A 20,394-nucleotide genomic window follows, 5' to 3' on the forward strand; every position below is an offset into this window, starting at 1 on the left:
ACTACAACCAGGATCGAGCGCGATCATGGGGCAGACGACGCGGCCGGGGTCGACGTCGGGGCCGCGGCGGACGGCGAGGCCAGGGCGACCACCGGGCCGAGGACGAAGACGGCGGGTGGGCCGATGCCCTCTCGGGCGGCGACGGCGCCGATCTCGTCCAGCCGGGCCGGCACCGACCGCTGATCGGGCTGCCCGGCGTCCTGCACGGCGAGCACCGGAGTCTCCGGGGCGCGGCCGTGCTCGACCAGGGCTGCGGCGATCTTGGCGATGGTGTCCACCGCCATCAGCAGCACGAGCGTGCCCCGGGCCCGACCCAGCGCCGCCCAGTCGACCAGCGAGTCGGGGTGCCCGGGCGGCAGGTGCCCGGAGACGACGGTGACGTCGTGCGCCACCCCTCGGTGGGTCACCGGCACCCCGGCCAGCGCCGGCGCGGCGATCGCGCTGCTCACTCCGGGGACCACGGTCACCGGTACGCCGGCGGCCCGGCATGCCTGCACCTCCTCGTGCCCCCGACCGAAGACGTACGGGTCGCCGCCCTTGAGCCGGACCACCCGCCGACCGGCGCGGGCGTGTGACACCAGGACCGCGTTGATGTCGTCCTGCGCCATCGACGGACCACGGGGCACCTTGGCGGCGTCGACCACCAGCACGTCGGGGCGCAGCCCGGCGAGCAGCCCCTGAGGGGCCAACCGGTCCACCACGACCACGTCCGCCGCGTCGAGCAGCGCCTTCGCCCGTACCGTGATGAGATCGTCGGGCCCGGGCCCGCCGCCGACCACCGCGACCGACCCGAGGTGGTCGTGGTCGTGGTCGTGGTGGTCGTGGTCGTGGTGGTGATGGTGGCCGCCGACCGGGTCGTCGGGGTGGTCGTGTGGGCGTTGCGGGCGGCCGACCTTGTCGGCGAAGCCGGGCATCAGCACCCGGTACGCGCAGGTGTCGCAGTTCATCCGGATGTCCCCGCCCAGCGCCTCGGCGTGCCGCTCGAGCACCAGGTCGGCAAGCTCGTCGCAGTCGCCGATCAGGTCGGCCACCCGCACGTCCAGATCGGGGTGGGCGGCCGCGAAGTCCGCCGCCTGCGCGACGATGCGGTCCGGCAGCACCCCGGCGAACAGGAAGTACGGTGCGACCACGATCCGCCGCGCGCCGAGCCGGCGCAGCCGGTCCAGCACCGCCGGCACCGACGGCTCGGCGAGGGAGATGAAGCCCGGTTCCACGCCGGCGTAGCCGCGCCCCTCCCAGAGCAGCCGGGCCACCTTGGCCACCTCGGCGTTGGCGTCCGGGTCGGTGGAGCCCCGGCCGATGAGCGCGACCCAGGTGCCGGCCCGGTCGGCGCCATTCAACGCCGCGTCGATCCGCTGTTCGAGGGCGTCGTGCAGCAGCGGGTGCGGCCCGAGCGGGCGGCCGTAGCGGTAGCTCAGCCCCGGATGCCGCTGCTGTTCGCGCCCCATCGCGGCGGGGATGTCGCCCTTGCCGTGCCCGGCGCCGGTGAGCACCAGCGGCAGCGCCACCAGCGCCCGGTGCCCGCGGGCGACGAGCGCGCCGACCGCCTCGGTCAGCGGCGGGCGGGACAGCTCGATGAAGCCACCCTCGACGTCACCCACGCTGCCTCGGCGGCGGACCCGCTCAACGAGCGCGGCGAACTGGTCCACCCCGGCCGCGCTGCGCGTACCGTGCCCGACGATGACCAATCCGGTCATGGCATCTCCTCGACATAGAGCAGGGCGTTGAGAGCGGCCGCGGCGACCGCCGAGCCACCCTTCTCCCCCACGTTGGACACTCCGGGTCGTCCGCTGGCCCGCAGCGCCGCCTTCGACTCGGCGGCGCCCACGAAGCCGACCGGCAGGCCGACGATCAGCGCGGGCGCGGCGTCCAGGGTGAGCAGTTCGACCAGCGCGGTCGGCGCGCAGCCGACCACCCAGACCGCGCCGGGGCCGACCCGGTCCAGCGCGATCCGGACGGCCGCCGCCGAGCGGGTGATCCCGGCCTCCCGGGCCAACTCGGCGGTGGCCGGCTCGCCGACCGGGCAGACCAGCTCCAGGCCGGTCCGGGTGATGCCGGCGGCGACCATCGCCACGTCGGTGACCACCGGTGTACCGGCGCGCAACGCGGCCAACCCCGACTCCAGGGCGGCCTCGTCGCAGACCAGCTCGTCGACGTACGCGAGGTCGGCGCTGGCGTGCACGACCCGCTCGGTCACGGCCCGACTCAGTGGCGGCAGGTGGGACAGGTCGACCCGGTCGCGCAGGATGCGGTACGACTCCACCTCGATCGGGTGCACCACCCGGCTCATCGGGCTCCTCCACGTTCGTCGGGCTCGACGCGGAACGCGTCCAGCGGCTGGGCGACGGGGACCGCGGCCTCGGGCTCGGCGACGCGGATCGCGTCCACCGGGCAGATCTCCAGGCACTCCAGGCAGCCGGTGCAGCGGTCGGCGAGGACCGTGAGCCCGCCCGCGACCGGCCGGATCGCGTGCGTGGGGCAGGTGCGCAGGCAGGCGCCGCAGCCCTGGCAGGCACCGATCGTCACGATCGCCATCGGTACCCCCGAGGGGTCACCATCCGGCCCGCGACCAGCCGGGTGTCGCTGCTGCCGACCACCACCACGCTGTACATGTCGACCACCTCCGGGTCGAGGGTGGCCAGCGTGGCCAGGTGCACCCGTTCCCCGGGGCGGCTGGCGTTGCGCACCACGCCGACCGGGGTGTCCGGCGGCCGGTGCGCGGCGAGGATGCCGAGCGCCTTGCCGAGCTGCCAGTCGCGGGCCCGGCTGCGCGGGTTGTAGAACACCGCCACGAAGTCACCCTGCGCGGCGGCGGTCACCCGGCGTTCGATGACCTCCCACGGAGTGTGCAGATCGGACAGGCTCAGGTAGGCGTGGTCGTGACCGAGCGGGGCACCGAGCAGCGCGCCGGCGGCCAGCGCGGCGGTCACCCCGGGCACGCCGACCACGTCGATCCGCTCGTCGGCGTACTCCAGGGCGGGGCTGGCCATCGCGTACACCCCGGCGTCGCCGGACCCGACCAGCGCGACCGCGCGGCCGGCGGTGGCCTCGGCGACGGCGGCGCGGGCCCGCGCCTCCTCCGCGCCGAGCCCGCTGGAGAGCACGCGGGTGCCCGGCCGGAGCAGGTCGCGGACCTGATCGAGGTACTGGTCGAGGCCGACCACCACGGCGGCGCGGCGCAGCTCGGCCACCGCGCGGGGAGTACGCAGGTCGGCGGCGCCCGGGCCGAGCCCGACGACGGCCAGCCGACCACGCGGCGCGTGCCGGGCCACCGCCACCGTGGCCATCGCCGTCGCGGTCTTCGGCACCAGCAGCGTGGCGTCGCCGGGCCGCCCGGCCGGGCCGAGCAGCGCGGCGGCCTCGGCCACGCTGGGCGTGCCGACCGCGGCACGGACCACCTCGCTGGGGTGCGGCACGTCGACCGCCGCCAGGTCCGCCGCCGGCCAGGTCACCAGGGGTACGCCGAGAGCGTCCGCGGTGCTCAGGATGCCCGCCTCGTCGGCCTTGACGTCGGCGCTGGCCAGGCAGCGCAGGCTGGCTGAGCTGAGGCCGGCCTCGGCGAGCACCCGGTGCAGCAGCTCGGCCACCTCGGCGGCGGGTACGCCACGGCTGGCGCCGACCCCGGCGACCAGCGACGGAGGACGCAGGACGGCGGTCCGCTCGTCCAGCGCTACCAGCCGGTCGGTGACCAGCAGCCGGTACCCGGTCTCCGCCACCCCGCCGCTGCCGCCGTCGGGGTCGGCGCTGCCGACGCTGCTGGCCCTGTCGGCGGGGTCGGCCCTGTCGGCGGGGTCGGCGGCGTCTGGGTGGACGTTCGGTGGTAGGGCGGGCAGCGGCCAGTCGGCGTCGACGATCAGCCGGACCGGTGCACCGTCCAGGATGGCCCGGGACACCGCGGCGACCGCGCCCTGCACCGGCCAGCCGAGGGTGTCCAGCCCGGGCAGGCCGACCGCGTCGGTGGCGGTGGTGACCACCGGCCGGGCGTCGAGCAGCGCGCCGACCCGCTCGGCGAGGTCGTTACCGCCACCGGCGTGCCCGCCGAGCAGCGCCACCGCGTGCCGGGCCGCCTCGTCGACGACGACCACGGCCGGGTCGGTGCGCTTGTCTGCGAGCAGTGGGGCGAGGATGCGTACCACCGCTCCGGTGGCCAGGAAGGCGATCACCGCGTCGCACTGCGCCCAGGCGGTACGTAGGGCGTCGGCGACCGTCTCCCCGTCGACCAGCCGGGCGTGCGGCCAGGCGGCGGCGACGGTGTGGGCGTGCCGGCGGCCGGCGGCGGTGGCCGCGACCAGCCCGATCCGGGCAGGGGACGTCAGGTCGTTCATGGGCGCTCCCCGGTGAGGACGACCACCGGGTTGGTGGCCGCGAGGCGGATCGACCCGCCGGGCAGGTCGGCGAGGCGGGCGGCGGAGAGCTGGGTGCCCTCGACCGTGTAGCCGGCGGCGCGCAGCAGGTTGACGGCCGGCGCGACCCGGTCCAGGGCCGCCAGGGTGAGCACCACCCGGTCGGGCCGGCGGGCCGCCACGGCGGCGAGGACCTCGGCGCCACCACCCCCGACGAAGACGGCATCCGGCGCGGGCAGGTCGGCCAGCGCCGCGGGGGCCGGCCCGGAAACCAGTCGGATGTCGACCGCGTGCGCGGCCGCGTTGGCGCGGATCGTGTCGCTGGCGCGGGGATCCTGCTCGACGGCGAGGACGGCCGCACCGAGCAGCGCGCACTCGATGCCGACCGAGCCGCTGCCCGCGCCGACGTCCCAGATCAGCCGCCCGAGACGGGGGCGCAGTCGGGCCACGGCGAGCGCCCGCACCTCCGACTTGGTGATCATCGAGTGCCGGTGGGCGTAGCTGCTCTCCGGCAGCGCCCAGCCGCCGGCCGGCGCGGCGGCCGGTTGGTTGTCCCACCGCATCCCGTCCGCCACGGCCGGGTCGGCGAGGCTGAGCAGCACGTGCGGGTCGGACCAGGTGCCGGCGGCGGCCTGGGCGGGCGTCACCTCGCGGATCCGTTCGGCGTCGGTGCCCAGGTGCTCGGCGACCAGCAGGCGGCGGGACCAGCCGACGAGCCCGGCACCCAGCTCGGCGGCACCGGCGCCCGGTGCGGTGAGCACGGCGACCAGCGGCAGCGCCCGGCAGGCGTTCAGCGCGGCTCGTGGGTCGCGGCCGTGTGCGGTCACCACGGCGGCGCCGTCCCAGGGCAGCCCGGCGCGGGCGAAGGCGGCGGCCACACTGGACACCGCGGGCACCACCCGCAGCGGCAGTCCGGCCGCGCGCAGCCGCCGGACGATGCCGAACAGGCCCGGATCGCCGCTGGCCAGTACCACGGCCGGCACCCCGGCGGCGACGGCAGCGGTCAGCCGGTGGACGGCGGGGTCGAGCGGCCCGAGGGCGACGGTGGCCGCGTCGGCCGGGACGGGCACCGCGGCCAGATGCCGGGCGGCCCCGACCACCAGCCCGGCGGCGGCCAGCGCCGGCGCCAGGGCGGGATGGTGTGGTGCTCCGGCGGCGTCCAGGCCGACCACGGTCACCGGGGCCGTCGCCGCCGCCGCCACCGCCGCCGTCGGCGTCATCGCGGCCACCGGCCCGAGGAGGCGACCACCTGGGCGCCGGCGAAGTCGACCATCGCCACGTCCACGGTGACAGTCGGCCCGGCGAAGCGCCGCAGCACCTGGCCGACCCGCTGGCAGAGCAGGTCACCCGCCGGGGCGAGCAGCCCGGCGGCCTCCCACAGCTCGTACGCGTGCCGCCCGGTGTTCGCCTCGGTCACGGCGGTGACCAACTCCGGGTCACCACCGGCCTCGGCGGTCACGGCGCCGAGCAGCGACAGGTCGACCTTCGAGCGGGTGTAGTGGGTCATCAGGATGCCGGCGGCGAGCTTGGCCAGCTTGCCGGCCATGCCGACGAAGACCACCCCGGTCATCCCGTCCTCGACGGCAGCGGTGACCGCGGCCCCCGTGAAGTCGCCGACCTCGACGAAACAGACCTCGGGCAGATCGGGCAGCAGGGCGCGGGCGGCCCGTTCGGTACGCCCACCGGTGCAGAGCACCACGGTCCGCTCCCCCTGGGCGGCCATCACGTGCACGGCCTGCACGACGCTGGCCCGCCAGGAGGCGGTGGAGAAGGGTCGGACGATCCCGGTGGTGCCGAGAATCGAGATGCCGCCCAGGATGCCGAGCCGACGGTTGGTGGTCTTGTGGGCCATGACCTCGCCCCGGGGCACACTGATCACCACGTGGACGCCGACCTCGGTGAGGTCGACGACCTCGGCCACCGCCTCGGTGATCATGCGGCGTGGAGTGTCGTTGATCGCCGGGCCGCCGACCGCGAGCCCGAGGCCGGGCTTGGTGACCGTACCGACGCCGGGACCGCCGGCGAGGCGCAGGCCGGGGGCGTCGGCCCAGTCCACGGTGGCGGTCAACTCGGCGCCGTGGGTAACGTCCGGGTCGTCGCCGGCATCCTTGACCACGACCGCCTCCGCCCGCACCGGCGGGTCGCCGGTCAGCTCACAGCGGGCCACCGGGAAGCGCACCCGACGCCCGGCCGGCAACCCGATCTCCACCTCCGGCGGGGCCGTGCCGCTGACCAGCGCGGTGACCGCGGCCTTGGCCGCCGCCGTCGCGCACGCGCCGGTGGTCCAGCCGGTACGCAGCGCGGTGGGCCGGACCTTCGCCGTACGCGGCAGGTCCGGCTCCCGCAGCGGCGGCTCGGCGTACGTCACGGGGTGGTTGTCCCCCCAGTGCGACCACCGGTCTGCCGGCGCAGCTCGGCGCGGGCGGCCGGCTCGGCCCGACGGAAGGTGTGGAAGTGCCCGGGGTGGTACAGGTGTGAGCGGGTGCCTTCGGCCGCCAGGGCCGGCCCGACCAGGAACAGGGTGTGCTTCCAGAGCCGGTGCTCCTTGACCGTCGCCTCGAGGGTGCCGACCGTGCAGCGCACGACCAGTTCGTCCGGCCAGGTCGCCTGGTACGCCACCACGGCCGGAGTGTCCGCCGGGTAGCCGCCGGCCAGCAGCTCGGCCTGCACCTGCCCGGAGCGGGCGGCGGACAGGAACAGCGCCATGGTGGTGCCGTGCCGGGCGAAGTCCCGGACCCGTTCCCCGGGCGGCATCGGGGTCTTGCCGCCTTCGAGGCGGGTGAGGATCACCGACTGGGCCACCTCGGGGACGGTCAGCTCCCGCCCGACGATCGCCGCGACGGCGGTGAACGAGGAGACCCCGGGCACGATCTCGACGGCCAGGTCGAGCGCCCGGCACAGGTCGAGCTGTTCCTGCACCGCACCCCACAGCGCGGGGTCTCCGGAGTGGATCCGGGCCACGGTCAGCCCCCGCTCGGCGGCCCGCCGGTAGAGCGGGAGCACCCCCTCGATGGGCAACTGCGAGGAGTCGACGATCTCGGCGCCGGGCCGGGCGTGAGCGAGCACGTCGGCGTGCACCAGGCTGGCCGCCCAGATCACGATGTCCGCCTCGGTGATCACGCGGGCGGCCCGCAGGGTCAGCAGGTCGGCCGCACCCGGGCCGGCCCCGACGAACCACACCTTGCCGGTGCTGGTCACAGCTTTCCTCCTCGGCGGTCCCGGCGGGCCGGGACCAGCAACGTCGACAGGTACGGCAGGTCCGGCTCGGTGTCGTCGACCGGGCCGATCCGTTCGCCGGGCAGCCCGAGGCTCCGGCCGAGCACCGCGTCGGCGAGCCGGCCCTGCCGACGCAGCTCGGCGAGCAGCTCCGGATGCCGCCGCCAGCCCTTGTAGGCGACCACGGTGCCCGGCCCGGCCAGCGCGTCGGCGAACAGGGCAAGGCCGGCGGTTGCCGGCAGCAGGGTCAGCGGCTCGCGTCCCTCGCAGAGCGGGGTGCCGCTGCGGGCGGCCAACTCCTGCATGGCGGTGACGCCGGGCACGGTGGCCACCCGCACCGCCGGGCGCAGCGCCCGGACGCTCTGCGCCAGGTAGCCGAAGGTGGAGTAGACGTTCGGGTCGCCGATGGTGGCGAAGGCCAGCGCCCGGGCGCCCGCGTCGACCGCCGCGGCCACGGCGCGCGCGGCGTCGTCCCAGGCCGCCGTCCGACGGTCGGTCACGCCGCCCCGGTCGTCCAGGGCGAACGGCAGCCGGCGCAGCCGGTCCGCCGCGACGTACGGGAGTACGGTCTGCTCGGCCCGACCGACGGTCGCGGTCGTGGCGGCCCGGTCCGCCATGACGGGTACGAAGACGACGTCCGCCTCGCGCAGCACCCGCACCGCCTTGACGGTGAGCAGTTCCGGGTCACCGGGCCCGACACCGACGCCGGTCAGCGTGGCGTGCGGCAGTTCGTCGCTCATCGGCACGCCTCCACCAGGCGGCGGGCCGCGCCGGGGTGACCGGCCCAGTGTGTGTGCAGGTAGGAGGCGTGCACCCGGCCGGCGACGAAGCCGTGCTCGGTGCCGTCCCAGCGCCACGCCGGCCGGTCGCCGTGCCCCGGGTCGGTGGCGGTGCGGTGGAACTCGTGGCCGCGGACGAGTTCGCCGGCCCGGGCCACCGGGGAGTCGGTGACCGCCACCGCCTCCCGATAGCCGAGGGTGAGCCGACCGGACATCCGAGCGGTCAGGTCCAGCCGGCCGCACATCGGCGCGTCGTCCAGCGAACGCCCGAGGTAGAGCAGCCCGGCGCACTCGGCCACCAGCGGCCCGTCGAACGCGGCCAGCTCGGCGCGGAGCGTGATGTTGTCGGCCAGCGCCTCCGCGTACGCCTCCGGGAAGCCTCCGCCGATCACCACCGCGCGGGTGCCGGCGGGCAGCGCCGGATCGCGCAGCGGGTCCACGGTCACCACGTCCGCGCCGGCCGCGGTGAGCAGCTCGGCGGTCTCCGCGTACGAGAAGGTGAAGGCGGGACCACCGGCGACCGCGACCGTCGGCCGAGCCGTGCCGGTCGGCCCGCCGACGGCAGCGACCGGGTCCCACTCCGGGGCGGTCAGCGGCGGGGCGGTCCGGGCCAGGTCGAGCACCGCGTCGAGGTCCACGGTGGCCTCCACCAGCTCGGCCAGGGCGGTCACGATGGCCAGAGACTCGGGTGCCCGCTCGGCGACCGGAATCAGCCCGAGGTGCCGGGCCGGGGCGGCCACCTCGGCGGCGCGGGTGACCGCCCCGAGCACCGGTACGCCCACCTCGGCCAGTGCGTCGCGCAGCAGCAGCTCGTGGCGGGGCGAGCCGACCCGGTTGAGGATCACCCCGCCGATCCGCACGCTCAGATCGAACGCGGCCATGCCCAGCGTCAGCGCGGCGGCCGAGCGGCCCTGCGCGGTGGTGTCCAGCACCAGCAGCACGGGGGCGTCGATCAGCCGGGCGACGTGGGCGGTGGAGGCGTAGCCACCGCGGCCGACCGCGCCGTCGTGCAGGCCCATCACGCCCTCCACCACGGCGATGTCGGCGGGCGTCGGCACGGCCGCACCGTGCCGCAGCAGCGGGGCGATCCGGTCCGCGCCGACCAGGAACGGGTCGAGGTTGCGGCCAGGCCGACCGGCGGCGAGGGCGTGGTAGCCGGGGTCGATGTAGTCCGGGCCGACCTTGTGCGGGCTGACCGTCAGGCCACGGCGGCGCAGCGCGGCGAGCAGCCCGGTGGCCACGGTGGTCTTGCCGTGCCCGCTGGCCGGCGCGGCGATCACCACGCGAGGCAGCGGCCACGCCTCGTTGCTCACCACTCGATGCCCTTCTGGCCCTTCTGGCCAGCGTCCATCGGATGCTTGACCTTGGTCAGCTCGGCCACCAGGTCGGCGGCGGCGACCAGCCGTGGGTCGGCGTCCCGGCCGGTGATCACCACGTGCTGGAAACCGGGGCGGTCGGCCAGGGTGGCCACCACCTCCTCGACGTCCACCCAGCCCCACTTCATCGGGTAGGTGAACTCGTCCAGCACGTACAGCCCGTAGCGCTCGGCGGCCAGGTCGCGCTGGATCTGCCGCCAGCCCTCCAGGGCGTCGGCGGCGTGGTCGGCGTCGCCGCCGCGCTGGATCCAGGACCAGCCCTCGCCCATCTTGTGCCAGGCCACCGGGGCGCCCTGGCCGGTGAGCTCGTGCACCTCGCCGAGCGCCCGGAAGGCGTTCTCCTCGCCGACCCGCCACTTGGCGCTCTTGACGAACTGGAACACCCCGACCGGCAGGCCGGCGGTCCAGGCGCGCAGCGCCAGCCCGAAGGCGGCCGTGGACTTCCCCTTCATCTGACCGGTGTGGACGATCACCAGCGGTCGACGACGACGCTGCCGGGTGGTCAACCCGTCATCCGGCACCACATCAGGCTTTCCCTGCGGCATCAGCATGTCCTCCTTCTCGCCCCGACCCCGGCCCACATCCCCGCGATCTTGCACTTTCGGTCTGCCATTTATGCACTTCGTCCGCTATGCCGGGGCAGCAAGTGCAAGATCGCGGGGGCGGTCGCGGTCGCGGGAGCGATCGCGGGCGCGGGGGTGGGTGAGGGTCTCGAGGGGGTGGTGGGGGGCGTCGTTGAGCTGGGTGGCCAGGCGGGCTGCCAGGTGCAGTCGGACCGGGCCCTCTTCGCAGTCGATGACCACGCAGGGCGCTCCGGTCGCGGCCAGCACCGCCGCCGCGCCGGCCGCCCGGTCGAGCGGACGGTTGCCGGCGGTGGCCCGGCCGTCGGTGACGACCAGGACCAGGGGGCGGCGCTTCGGGTCGCGCAGCCGCTCCACCCGCAGCAGGTCGGCGGCCGCGAGCAAGCCTTCGGCCAGCGGGGTACGCCCACCGGTGGGCAGCTCCGCCAGTCGCGTCGAGGCCGCCAGCACCGATGAGGTGGCCGGCAGCAGCGTCCGAGCGCCGGCGCCCCGGAAAGCGATCACCGCGACCTTGTCCCGCCGCTGGTAGGCATCGGTGAGCAGGGCGAGCACCGCGTCCTTGACGGCGGTCATCCGCTGCCGGGCACCCATCGAGCCGCTCGCGTCCACCACGAACAGCACCAGGTTGCCCTCGCGGCCCTCCCGGACGGCCTCGCGTACATCGTCCGGGCGCAACCGCAGCGGCCCGGTGAGTCGCCCCCGGGCCGCCTGGTGCGGCGCGGCGGCGCGCACCGTGGCCGGCAGGTGCAGCACGCCGACCCGACCCGCCGGCAGCCGGGAGCCGGTGGTCCGGCCCCGCCCGGTGCGAGCGCGCGAGCGCCGGCCGGGCACCCCGTCAGCCACGCCGGGCGCGGTGAGCAACCGCGCCGTCAACCCACCCCGGGGTACGGCCACCCGCTCCCCGCCCTGCCCGGAGCGAACGCCGCCGCCGCTCGGGTCGTCGTCGGCCGAGCCGCTGTCGCGTCCGTCGCCACGCGCGCGAGCATCCTGCCCCCGGCCGGCGTCGCTACCGGTGTCGTGCTGCGGCCCCTCGCCGTCGGGCCCGCGATCGGCCCGTCCGTCCCGGTCGGTCGCTCCGTTGCCCGTCGGTGCTGGCTCGGCGTGCGCGTCGCCGGGGTCGCCCCCGCCGGAGCCATCCCCGTCCGGGCCGCCGTCGCCGGCCGGCCCGCCGCCAGCGGGCCCACCGTGCGGGCCGTCGTCCGGGCCCTGGTCGGCGGGGCCGCCGTCCGGGTCGTCGTCGGGGTGGGCGTCCTCGGCGCGCTGCAACGCCTCGTCGAGGCGCTTCTCGTCCAGCCCGGGGGTGTCGAACGGATCGCGGCGACGGCGGTGCGGCAACGCCAGCCGGGCGGCCACCCGTACGTCGTGGATGGTGACCCGGTCCCGGCCGTGCCAGGCGGCGTGCGCCAACGCGGTACGGGCTGTCACGATGTCGGCCCGCATCCCGTCCACGTCGAACGCGGCACAGACCTCGGCGATCTGCCGCAGGGCGGCGTCGGGCAGCCGTACCCCGGGAAGCCGGTGTCGGGCGGCGGCCACCTGTCGGGCGATCTCCGCGTCGGCGTCGGCCCAGCTGGCGGCGAAGCCGGCCGGATCGGCGTCGGCGGCGAGCCGGCGGCGGACCACCTCGACCCGGACCTCGGGATCACGGCTGGCGCCGACCTCGACGGTGAGCCCGAACCGGTCCAGGAGCTGCGGGCGCAGCTCCCCCTCCTCCGGGTTCATGGTGCCGACCAGCAGGAACCGGGCCGCGTGACTGACCGAGACGCCCTCCCGCTCGACGTGGCTGCGACCCATGGCGGCGGCGTCCAGCAGCAGGTCGACGAGGTGGTCGTGCAGCAGGTTGACCTCGTCGACGTAGAGCACGCCCCGGTGGGCGGCGGCGAGCAGCCCAGGCTCGAAGGCGCGTACCCCCTCGCCGAGGGCCTTCTCGAGATCCAGTGCGCCGACCACCCGGTCCTCGGCGGCGCCGACCGGCAGCTCGACGAGGCGGGCCGGCCGGGTCTCGGCGGCCGCACCGGCGGGGTGTGGGCCGTCCGGGCAGGCGGGGTCTGGCTCGGCCGGGTCACAGCCGAACCGGCAGCCGGCGACCCGGGACACCGGGGGCAGCAGCGCGGCCAGGGCGCGGACGGCGGTGGACTTCGCGGTGCCCTTCTCGCCCCGGACCAGCACCCCGCCGATCGCCGGCGAGACCGCGTTGAGCAGCAGCGCCAACCGCATGTCGGCCATGCCGAGCACGGCACTGAACGGGTAGGTCACGGTCACTGGGCCTTCTTTCGATCGCGACTGCGGGGCTCGCAGAACCGGCTCACTCCTCGCGCTCACACCCGGTCCTCCAGGTCACCCTCGCTGGCCAGGTACGTGTCGCGCAGCCGGTCGAGGGTGGTCTGCTCGGGTTTGGCCCACAGCCCCCGGTCGGCGGCCTCCAGCAGCCGCTCGGTGATGCCCCGTAGCGCCCACGGGTTGGACCGCTCCAGGAACTCGCGGGTGGTTTCGTCGAAGAGGTACGCGGCGGCCAGGTGCTCGTACATCCAGTCGTCGACCACGCCGGCTGTGGCGTCGTAGCCGAACAGGTAGTCCACGGTGGCGGCCAGCTCGAACGCGCCCTTGTAGCCGTGCCGGCGCATCGCGGCGATCCACTTCGGGTTGACCACCCGGGCCCGGAACACCCGTCGGGTCTCCTCGCCCAGCGTGCGGGTGCGCACGTCGTGGGGCATCGCCGAGTCACCCACGTACGCCTCCGGCGAGGCGCCCGTGAGGTGCCGGACCATCGCCACCATCCCGCCGTGGTACTGGAAGTAGTCGTCGGAGTCGACGATGTCGTGCTCGCGGGTGTCCTGGTTTTTCACGGCCACCGCGATCCGGGCGAAGGAGCGTTCCATGTCGGCCCGCGCCTCCCGCCCGTCCAGCCCTCGGCCGTAGGCGTAGCCGCCCCAGACCGCGTACACCTCGGCCAGGTCGGCGTCGCTGCGCCACGTCCGGGCGTCGATCAGCGGCAGCAGCCCGGCCCCGTACGCCCCGGGTTTGGAGCCGAAGATCCGGGCGGTGGCCCTTCGCTCGTCGCCGTGCTCGGCGAGGTCGGCGCCGACGTGTGCCCGGACGTAGTTCTCCGCGTCCGGCTCGTCGAGGGCGGCGACCCGGCGTACGGCGTCGTCGAGCAGCGCCACCACGTGCGGGAACGCGTCCCGGAAGAAACCCGAGATGCGGACGGTGACGTCGACGCGGGGCCGGCCCAGCTCGGCCGTCGACACCACCTCGACCCCGGTCACCCGCCGGGACCGGTCGTCCCAGACCGGCCGGCAGCCCAGCAGCGCGAGCACCTCGGCGATGTCGTCGCCCTGGGTTCGCATGGCGCTGGTGCCCCACACGGTCAGACCGACCGAGCGGGGGTACGCGCCGGTGTCCGCGAGGTGCCGGGCCAGCAGCGAGTCGGCGAGGGCCACCCCCACGTCCCAGGCGTTGCGGCTGGGGATGGCCTTGGGGTCGACGGAGTAGAAGTTGCGGCCGGTGGGCAGCACGTTGACCAGGCCCCGGGTGGGTGACCCGGACGGCCCGGGCGGCACGAACCGGCCGTCGAGCGCGCCGAGCGTGTGGGTCAGCTCGTCGGTGGTCCGGTCGAGTCGGGGCACCAGCTCGGTGGCGGCGAAGTGCAGCACCGCGGCGACGTCCGGGATCGACCGGCCGGTGACCTCCTCGACGACCGCGTCGACGGAGTCGGACGCCCAGCCGAGGGTCTCCATCGCGAGGACCAGCCGACGCGCGACCGCCTCGATGAGGTCGACGGCGTCGGCGGCGGTGCCGGCCGGTCCGTCCACGACGTCGGTCAGCCCGGCTGGCGCGCTGATCCGGGCGCCCGGTTCCGCGAGCAGCTCCTGCTCGTTCAGCCCGTACGCGGCCGCGATCGCCTGCCGTAGGCCGGGCAGGGCGCGGGTGCCGCCCCAGATCTGCGGGGCGCGCAGCACCGCGAGGACCAGGTTGACCCGCGGTTCGCCGGTCGGTACGGCGGCGAGGATGTGCAGTCCGTCGCGGATCTGCACATCCTTGACCTCGCAGAGGTAGCCGTCGAGGTGCAGCACGAACTCGTCGAAGTCGTCGGCGGCCGGCATGGCGTTGGCGTGCAGGTCGTGGTGCAGCTCGGCGGCGCGGACGAGGTCCCAGATCTGCGCCCGTACGGTGGGGACCTTGGCCGGGTCGAGCGCCTGCACGGTCGCGTACTCGTCGAGCAGTTGCTCCAGCTTGGCCAGGTCGCCGTACGTCTCGGCGCGGGCCATCGGCGGCACCAGGTGGTCGATCACGACGGCGTGGGCGCGCCGCTTGGCCTGGGTGCCCTCGCCGGGGTCGTTGACGATGAACGGGTAGACCAGCGGCAGGTCGCCGAGGACGGCGTCCGGTGCGGAGTCGGCGGCCAGCCCGAGGCCCTTGCCGGGCAGCCACTCCAGGGTGCCGTGTTTGCCGAGGTGCACCACCGCGTCGGCGCCGAAGCCCCCGTCGGTGACCGGTGCGGCCAGCCAGCGGTACGCGGCCAGGTAGTGGTGGCTGGGCGGCAGATCCGGGTCGTGGTAGATGGCGATCGGGTTCTCGCCGAAGCCGCGCGGCGGCTGGATCAGTAGCACCACGTTGCCGAACCGCAGCCCGGCCAGCACGATGTCCCCGCCGTCGGTGTAGAGCTCGCCCGGGGGCTCACCCCAGTGCTCGCGCATCCGCTCGCGCAGCGCGGTCGGGACGTCCGCGAACCAGCGCCGGTACGTCTCCCCGGGCACCCGGGCCTCGGCCGCGGCCAACTGCTCCGGGGTGAGCCATTCCACGTCGTGACCACCTGCGGCGATCAGCGCGTGGATCAGCGCGTCGCCGTCGTCGGGCACCGGTGCGTCGCCGAGGTGGTAGCCGGCGTCGGCGAACGCGGCGAGCAGCCGGACCGCCGAGACCGGGGTGTCCAGCCCGACGGCGTTGCCGACCCGCGAGTGCTTGGTGGGGTACGAGCTGAGGACCACGGCGACCCGCTTGTCGGCGTTGGGCACGTACCGCAGGCGGGCGTGGCGCACCGCGATGCCGGCGACCCGGGCGGCCCGCTCCTCGTCGGCGGCGTAGACCGAGAGCCCGTCGGCGTCGATCCGCTTGAACGAGAACGGCACCGTGACGATCCGGCCGTCGAACTCGGGGATCGCCACCTGCATCGCGGCGTCCAACGGGGACAGTCCAGCGTCGCTTTCGGCCCACTGCGCACGGGTGCTGGTCAGGCAGAGCGCCTGGATGACGGGCACGTCCAGGGCGGCGAGCGCGCCCACGTCCCAGGCGTCGGAGTCGCCGCCGCCGGAGGCGTCCGCGGCGACCGCGCCACCGGCGGCGAGCACGGTGACCAGCAGCGCGTCACAGCGACTGAACAGCCCGAGCAGGCCGTTGTCGGCGGCCTCGTGCGCGTCGGCGCCGGCAGTCTGGCCGTGCGGGTTGGTCGTCAGGCCGCGCAGCGAGCCGCAGAAGATCGGCAGCGGGTTGCCGCCGGCCGCCCGTACCGCGTCGGCCAGCACGTCGACGAAGGTGGTGTTGCCGGCGAGGGCGTGCGCCCGGTAGAAGACGATTCCCACGGTGGGCCGGTCCGGGTCGGCCGGGTTGTCGCCGTGCACGCCGTACTCCGGGGTGCGGGCGGGCGGGGCGAAGCCCTCACCGGTGAGCAGCACCGTGTCGGACAGGAACCGGGCCAGCTGCCCCAGGTTCTGCGGACCACCCTCGACCAGGTACGCCAGCGCCTGTGTGACCACCCCGGACGGCACGGTGGAGACGGCCATCAGCTCCGCGTCCGGCAGCGCCTCGCCGCCGAGCACGACCGCCGGCAGACCGGTGGCGAGCACCTGGGCGAGGCCGTCCGACCACGCCTGCCGACCTCCGAGCAGACGTACGACGGCGAGGTCGACCCCGGCGAGCAGGGCTGGCACCTCGTCGGCGGAGACCCGGGCGGGGTTGGCCAACCGGTAGTCGGCGCCGCTGGCACGGGCGGCGAGCAGGTCGGTGTCGGCGGTGGACAGCAGCAGGATGCGCACGGAAGGCTCCGGAGAGTGACGTCCCTGCCGCCACGCGGGCGACCTGGACGAGTGCGGGTGGGTGCGTGCGGCGTCAGCGCTGGCGTGCGCGGCTCAGCGGTGCCGGTGGCCGATGCGACCGACAGCCCGACCGAGGGCGGCGTGGTGTCCGCCATGCCAGCCGTAGCGATACTGATCGATGAATGAGACGCCGTGCGTCATCGGGTCCTCCTCGGGTGTCCACGCCCTGGGGTACGTCCCGACGGCCGAAGTATCCTGGCTTCCCGGATCGACGCTCTCCCCCGGCCTTCCAACCGCAGACACACGGCCGTGACTCGCGAGGGGGGATGACTCCCCGGTGACAGTGGCGGGACCGCGCCGGAATCACACCGGCTTCCTTCACTGCCGTCAGGTCGCGAATGCTGCCACACCCGTCCGAGGCCGGTCAACGGCATCCCGGTCGCAGCCATCGAGGAGTAGCGATTGCCGCGGCACTGCCTCGGGTTGCTGTCGCGCACCCTTTGCTCTGCTTCAACGGACGCAACAGCGCCGGAGCCAGATCGTTGCGCGGAACCGGTCTCAGCGTGCTCGGCGCTCCGGGTGCGCCCGGCTCCACACCCGCATCCGCTCGGGATAGCCGGTACGGCCCGCCTCGTAGAGCGGCACCGCGTGCTTGCGGGCGATGGCGCCCGCCGCGCGGGGCGTGCCGGTACGACGACGGATCCACTCGCCGTCGTGCGCGATCGCCACCACCGTGGTATCCGTCGCGGTGGTTTCCGGCTCGAGATAGAACTCCACCCCGTGCCGGCTGGCGATGAACGCCTCGAGTGCGGCGAGGTCGTCCCGGGTCGCCTCACGGTCCAGCTTCGTCGGGGTCGCCTCGCCACCCCGAGACCGCCGACTGAACCACCCCATGGCGCGTCCCCTCTCCCTCAAACCCCTACCAGTGCACCACCCCACCCTGAAACGACCCTGCACCCCACCTGTAAATCCCCTGACCCCCGCCGCTCGTGGCTGTGCCACTGCCGACTCCTCGATCACTGTGTCGTCAGCAGTTGTCCACGCCCGCCGGGGACCTGCTCACGACACAGTGATCGAGGGTGGCACGAGCGGCGGCCGGTTACGGGGTTGAATCTCATCGCCACCGGGCGGGCCGGACTGCTGTACATCATCCCGGGCCGCGGACCCACCGCCGCGCGCTGAGGCCGAGGTCGGCGCAGGGCGGCGGCTCCGTCGTCGTGTCCTATTCCTCCGGCTCCCAGGCGATCAGCTGGTCGAAGACGCGCCGGTCGCCGTCGACCCGCAGCGAGTCCATCGGAATGCGGCCGTAGCAGAACATGACCAGCTCATGGGCAGTGCCCCGGGCGGAGACATAGGCCGCATCCGAGTCCTCGCCAGCGACGGCCGCCTCGGGGCCTTCGCCGGCGACCGGCGTGGGGAGGCGGGCGGTCCGGGCGCCGTCGGCGGAGAACCAGAGCCGCCAGGAACGGCCCTCGGTGGCGTGGTAGTCGACGACCGCGGGCTTGTGCGGCCACGCGGCCGTCGTCGCGACGCAGGTGGTCACGAACTCGTCGACACCGTCGAGGGCCACCTCGTCCGGCAGCGGCTGCGGGGCGCCCACGGCGACCTGGGCGTCGTAGGTGTGCACGGCGACCTGCTGGAGCTGGTGCCGGGCGACGGCACCAGTCGTCTGCGGCGACTGCGACGGACCCCACCACGTCCAGCAACCACGATCCGGGCCGGCCTCCCGCAGCGCGTCCAGCAACTCCCGCGTCGACGCGGCGAACCAGGCCAGCAGTGCCTCGCGCTCCCGGGGCGCCACCGGGGCGGACATCGCCGGCGGAGCGTCAGCGGGCCCCGCGGCCACGATGGCGGCCCACTTGCGGCGCCCCTCGCCCAGGTGCTGCACCAGGTCGAACAACGTCCACTCGGGGCAGGTCGGCACCCGCACGTCGAGGCTGGGTGCCGCGGCGACCGCCGCCCGGAAAGCGGTCGATCGCTCCTCCATCAGGCGCAACAGGTCAGCGAACTCCAGAGTCTTTTCCACCGCGGCTTTGTACCACCCCCCTTCGACAACCGACAGCGGAAATTCCCCGCCCCCGGCGGCGGGGCCACGCGGAAAATCCGTTGCCCGGAGGCCCACGGGTCGACCACGCTGATCCGCATGGATCAGTGACCAGTGGCGCACGTGCGCGATGCAGACGGGTTGGAGTCACCTCCCCGTCTCCGTCCGCCGTGCCACTCGAAGCCCGCACCGCGTAACCGGTGCGGGCTTCCTTCACGCGACGTGATCTGCGACGTCGCGCCAGCCGGCGTGCTCCCCGCCGAGACGCCGGCTGCCCGCCACTGGACCCGGGAGGCACCCCCGGCGCGCCATCGCGCTGCCGGGCGCCTCCTGCCGAGATCTTGGAATCGCCGAAGCCATGAATAGTTCCCGCCATATCCGCGTGCCCGCCCACGGTCGCGGAACCGGCATCGACCGCAAGGCGCTGTGGGTGGTCAGCGAGCTCGGACTGCCCACCATCGTCAAAACCTGCGTGTCATGCAGGTCCACGCGGCACCGTCCCACCGGCAAGATCCGGGTCAACGCGAACCACAAGCTGCTCGACGTGTGGCTGCTGATCTGCTGCGACCTGTGCGGCCGCACGTCGAAAATCCCCGTCCACGAGCGCATCAACGTGCGGGCGCTGGACAACGAGCGGCTACTGATGTTCGAGAACAACGATCCGGCCATCGTGCGACAGCTGACCATGGACGCGACGCTCGCCCGCAAGGCCGCCTACCAGCTCGACTGGACCGGCACCTGGCGGCTGGACACCGACATACCGTTCTACGACCTCCGGCGCGAGGATGCCGCGCCACTCGAGGTCATCATCAGGTTCGAGCTCCCGGCACCCATCCGGGTCGAGAAGCTGCTCACCGCCGGGTTCGGCCTGAGCCGTCCCGCCGTACGAGGCATGGTCGACTCCGGGCGCATCCGCCTGCCCCTGCCCATCGACGCCAGGGCCCGCGAGGACTTGACCTTCCTGGTCGTCACCGCCCCACCGCTGTCTCCCGGGCAGGCATGAGGTGCCGCCCCACGGCGTGATGACCTGCGCCGTGGGGCGGCCCGTACCATCCGGGTGGTGGATCTTCGGGTGGTGGCCGCCCTGGACAACGCCCGGTGGTGCGGGATCGTCTGCGACAGTCACGGCCTGCGCTCGGTGACCGATACCGACACCTGGTCGGTGGCCCGTCGGTCGCCACCCTGGTACCCGGACGCGGTCACGCTCCGCCCCGGCATCGACGGCGACGCCCTGCTGACTCGGATCGACGCGGGGCCTGGCGCATCGGTGAAGGACAGTTTCGCCGACCTCGACCTCACCGAGCACGGCTTCCGGGTGCTCTTCGACGCACAGTGGATCCACCGGCCGCCGGTGGACCCTCCGGTCGGCACACCGCTCACCCCGGTCACCACACCCGCGGGGCTGGCCGCCTGGGCGGCGGCGCACGGCGGCGGTGAGCTCTTCCGGCCGGCCCTGCTGGACGACCCACGGGTACGGATACTGGCCCACTGTGACGACAGCGGTGCCGTGGCCGGTGGCGTGATCGTCAGCGGCGACGGCGTGTACGGCGTCTCCAACCTCTTCGCCCACACCGTCGACCCCGCGGAGATCTGGCTCGGGCTACTCGCCACCCTTCCCCGGGTGCCGCTGGTCGGCTACGAGGCCGACCCGGAGCTGGCCCCCGCCCTGGCGGCCGGCTTCACCCGCCTGGGCCCCCTCCGAGTCTGGCTCCACGACTGACCCCCGACCCCTCGAGTTGGACGTTGGAGAGCCCGAGGTGCCGGATCAGCCCAGCGGTCCGCAGCTCGGCCAGCGCCCCGAACCGCTCGGCCAGCGGCGCCGGACCGGGCCGCAGGTTGACCACGTCGAGCTGGTCGCGCCCGAGCCGACGCAGGTTCTCCTCCACCTGGGCGCGCAGTTCGGCCGCGGTGAACGCCTGGTGGAAGCCGGTCGCCGGGTCGTACCCGAAGCCGACCTTGGTGACGATCACGGCGCGGCAGCGCGACCGCCCGCTCCCGGTCGGGGTGCACGGTGATCCGCATC

The 20,394-nt window shown here is 74.8% G+C and carries 17 protein-coding genes and 1 riboswitch; of the genes, 2 read left to right on the plus strand and 15 right to left on the minus strand.

What is annotated here, in order from left to right; all coding sequences use genetic code 11:
- Positions 1-23: 23 nt before the first annotated feature.
- The 14 genes from cobA to V6V47_RS06725 all read right to left on the minus strand — a co-directional run bounded on the left by cobA (position 24) and on the right by V6V47_RS06725 (position 18,353).
- Entirely contained in the window at positions 24-1,697 is a 1,674-nt protein-coding gene (cobA, locus tag V6V47_RS06660) for a uroporphyrinogen-III C-methyltransferase (RefSeq protein ID WP_334627132.1), read from the minus strand.
- Positions 1,694-2,290, minus strand: a complete 597-nt coding sequence (locus V6V47_RS06665; protein ID WP_334627133.1) for a precorrin-8X methylmutase — start codon at positions 2,288-2,290, stop codon at positions 1,694-1,696. The genes cobA and V6V47_RS06665 overlap by 4 nt, the downstream gene beginning before the upstream one ends.
- Positions 2,287-2,535, minus strand: coding sequence for a DUF362 domain-containing protein (locus V6V47_RS06670; RefSeq protein ID WP_334627134.1), 249 nt, complete (start codon positions 2,533-2,535; stop codon positions 2,287-2,289). The genes V6V47_RS06665 and V6V47_RS06670 overlap by 4 nt, the downstream gene beginning before the upstream one ends.
- Positions 2,523-4,325 (minus strand): precorrin-3B C(17)-methyltransferase, encoded by a 1,803-nt coding sequence (gene cobJ / locus V6V47_RS06675; protein ID WP_334627135.1) that lies wholly within the window; start codon positions 4,323-4,325, stop codon positions 2,523-2,525. The genes V6V47_RS06670 and cobJ overlap by 13 nt, the downstream gene beginning before the upstream one ends.
- Positions 4,322-5,563, minus strand: coding sequence for a precorrin-6y C5,15-methyltransferase (decarboxylating) subunit CbiE (gene cbiE, locus V6V47_RS06680; protein WP_334627136.1), 1,242 nt, complete (start codon positions 5,561-5,563; stop codon positions 4,322-4,324). Before cbiE ends, cobJ begins: the two co-directional genes overlap by 4 nt.
- A complete protein-coding gene (locus V6V47_RS06685) occupies positions 5,560-6,711 on the minus strand; it encodes a cobalt-precorrin-5B (C(1))-methyltransferase (RefSeq protein WP_334627137.1) in 1,152 nt (383 codons plus the stop codon). Before V6V47_RS06685 ends, cbiE begins: the two co-directional genes overlap by 4 nt.
- On the minus strand, positions 6,708-7,541 hold the full coding sequence (gene cobM, locus V6V47_RS06690; protein ID WP_334627138.1) for a precorrin-4 C(11)-methyltransferase: 834 nt from the start codon (positions 7,539-7,541) through the stop codon (positions 6,708-6,710). The genes V6V47_RS06685 and cobM overlap by 4 nt, the downstream gene beginning before the upstream one ends.
- Complete coding sequence (gene cobI, locus V6V47_RS06695) at positions 7,538-8,299, minus strand: precorrin-2 C(20)-methyltransferase (RefSeq protein WP_334627139.1); 762 nt, start codon at positions 8,297-8,299, stop codon at positions 7,538-7,540. Before cobI ends, cobM begins: the two co-directional genes overlap by 4 nt.
- Positions 8,296-9,651 (minus strand): cobyrinate a,c-diamide synthase, encoded by a 1,356-nt coding sequence (locus V6V47_RS06700; protein WP_334627140.1) that lies wholly within the window; start codon positions 9,649-9,651, stop codon positions 8,296-8,298. The genes cobI and V6V47_RS06700 overlap by 4 nt, the downstream gene beginning before the upstream one ends.
- Entirely contained in the window at positions 9,648-10,259 is a 612-nt protein-coding gene (cobO, locus tag V6V47_RS06705; protein ID WP_334627299.1) for a cob(I)yrinic acid a,c-diamide adenosyltransferase, read from the minus strand. The genes V6V47_RS06700 and cobO overlap by 4 nt, the downstream gene beginning before the upstream one ends.
- An 84-nt stretch (positions 10,260-10,343) precedes the next feature.
- Entirely contained in the window at positions 10,344-12,617 is a 2,274-nt protein-coding gene (locus V6V47_RS06710; RefSeq protein ID WP_442934194.1) for a VWA domain-containing protein, read from the minus strand.
- Entirely contained in the window at positions 12,614-16,327 is a 3,714-nt protein-coding gene (gene cobN, locus V6V47_RS06715) for a cobaltochelatase subunit CobN (protein WP_334627141.1), read from the minus strand. The genes V6V47_RS06710 and cobN overlap by 4 nt, the downstream gene beginning before the upstream one ends.
- 226 nt (positions 16,328-16,553) lie before the next feature.
- Positions 16,554-16,731, minus strand: a riboswitch (cobalamin riboswitch).
- A 154-nt stretch (positions 16,732-16,885) separates the two neighbouring features.
- Positions 16,886-17,221 (minus strand): hypothetical protein, encoded by a 336-nt coding sequence (locus V6V47_RS06720; RefSeq protein WP_334627142.1) that lies wholly within the window; start codon positions 17,219-17,221, stop codon positions 16,886-16,888.
- 328 nt (positions 17,222-17,549) lie between these two features.
- Positions 17,550-18,353, minus strand: a complete 804-nt coding sequence (locus V6V47_RS06725) for a maleylpyruvate isomerase family mycothiol-dependent enzyme (RefSeq protein ID WP_334627143.1) — start codon at positions 18,351-18,353, stop codon at positions 17,550-17,552.
- A 400-nt stretch (positions 18,354-18,753) separates the two neighbouring features.
- Here V6V47_RS06725 and V6V47_RS06730 point away from each other — a divergent pair, with 400 nt between their 5' ends.
- Both V6V47_RS06730 and V6V47_RS06735 read left to right on the plus strand, forming a co-directional pair.
- Positions 18,754-19,374: a DUF1062 domain-containing protein gene (locus tag V6V47_RS06730; RefSeq protein ID WP_334627144.1), complete on the plus strand. Its 621-nt coding sequence runs from the start codon at positions 18,754-18,756 to the stop codon at positions 19,372-19,374.
- Positions 19,375-19,431: 57 nt separating this feature from the next.
- Complete coding sequence (locus V6V47_RS06735) at positions 19,432-20,091, plus strand: hypothetical protein (RefSeq protein WP_334627145.1); 660 nt, start codon at positions 19,432-19,434, stop codon at positions 20,089-20,091.
- Here V6V47_RS06735 and V6V47_RS32680 read toward each other — a convergent pair.
- Positions 20,051-20,341, minus strand: a complete 291-nt coding sequence (locus tag V6V47_RS32680) for an aldo/keto reductase (RefSeq protein ID WP_442934195.1) — start codon at positions 20,339-20,341, stop codon at positions 20,051-20,053. The two genes, V6V47_RS06735 and V6V47_RS32680, sit on opposite strands and share 41 nt — an antisense overlap.
- Positions 20,342-20,394: the final 53 nt, after the last annotated feature.

Origin of the sequence: Micromonospora sp. CPCC 205539, from assembly GCF_036906815.1 — a bacterium.
Lineage (GTDB): Bacteria > Actinomycetota > Actinomycetes > Mycobacteriales > Micromonosporaceae > Micromonospora.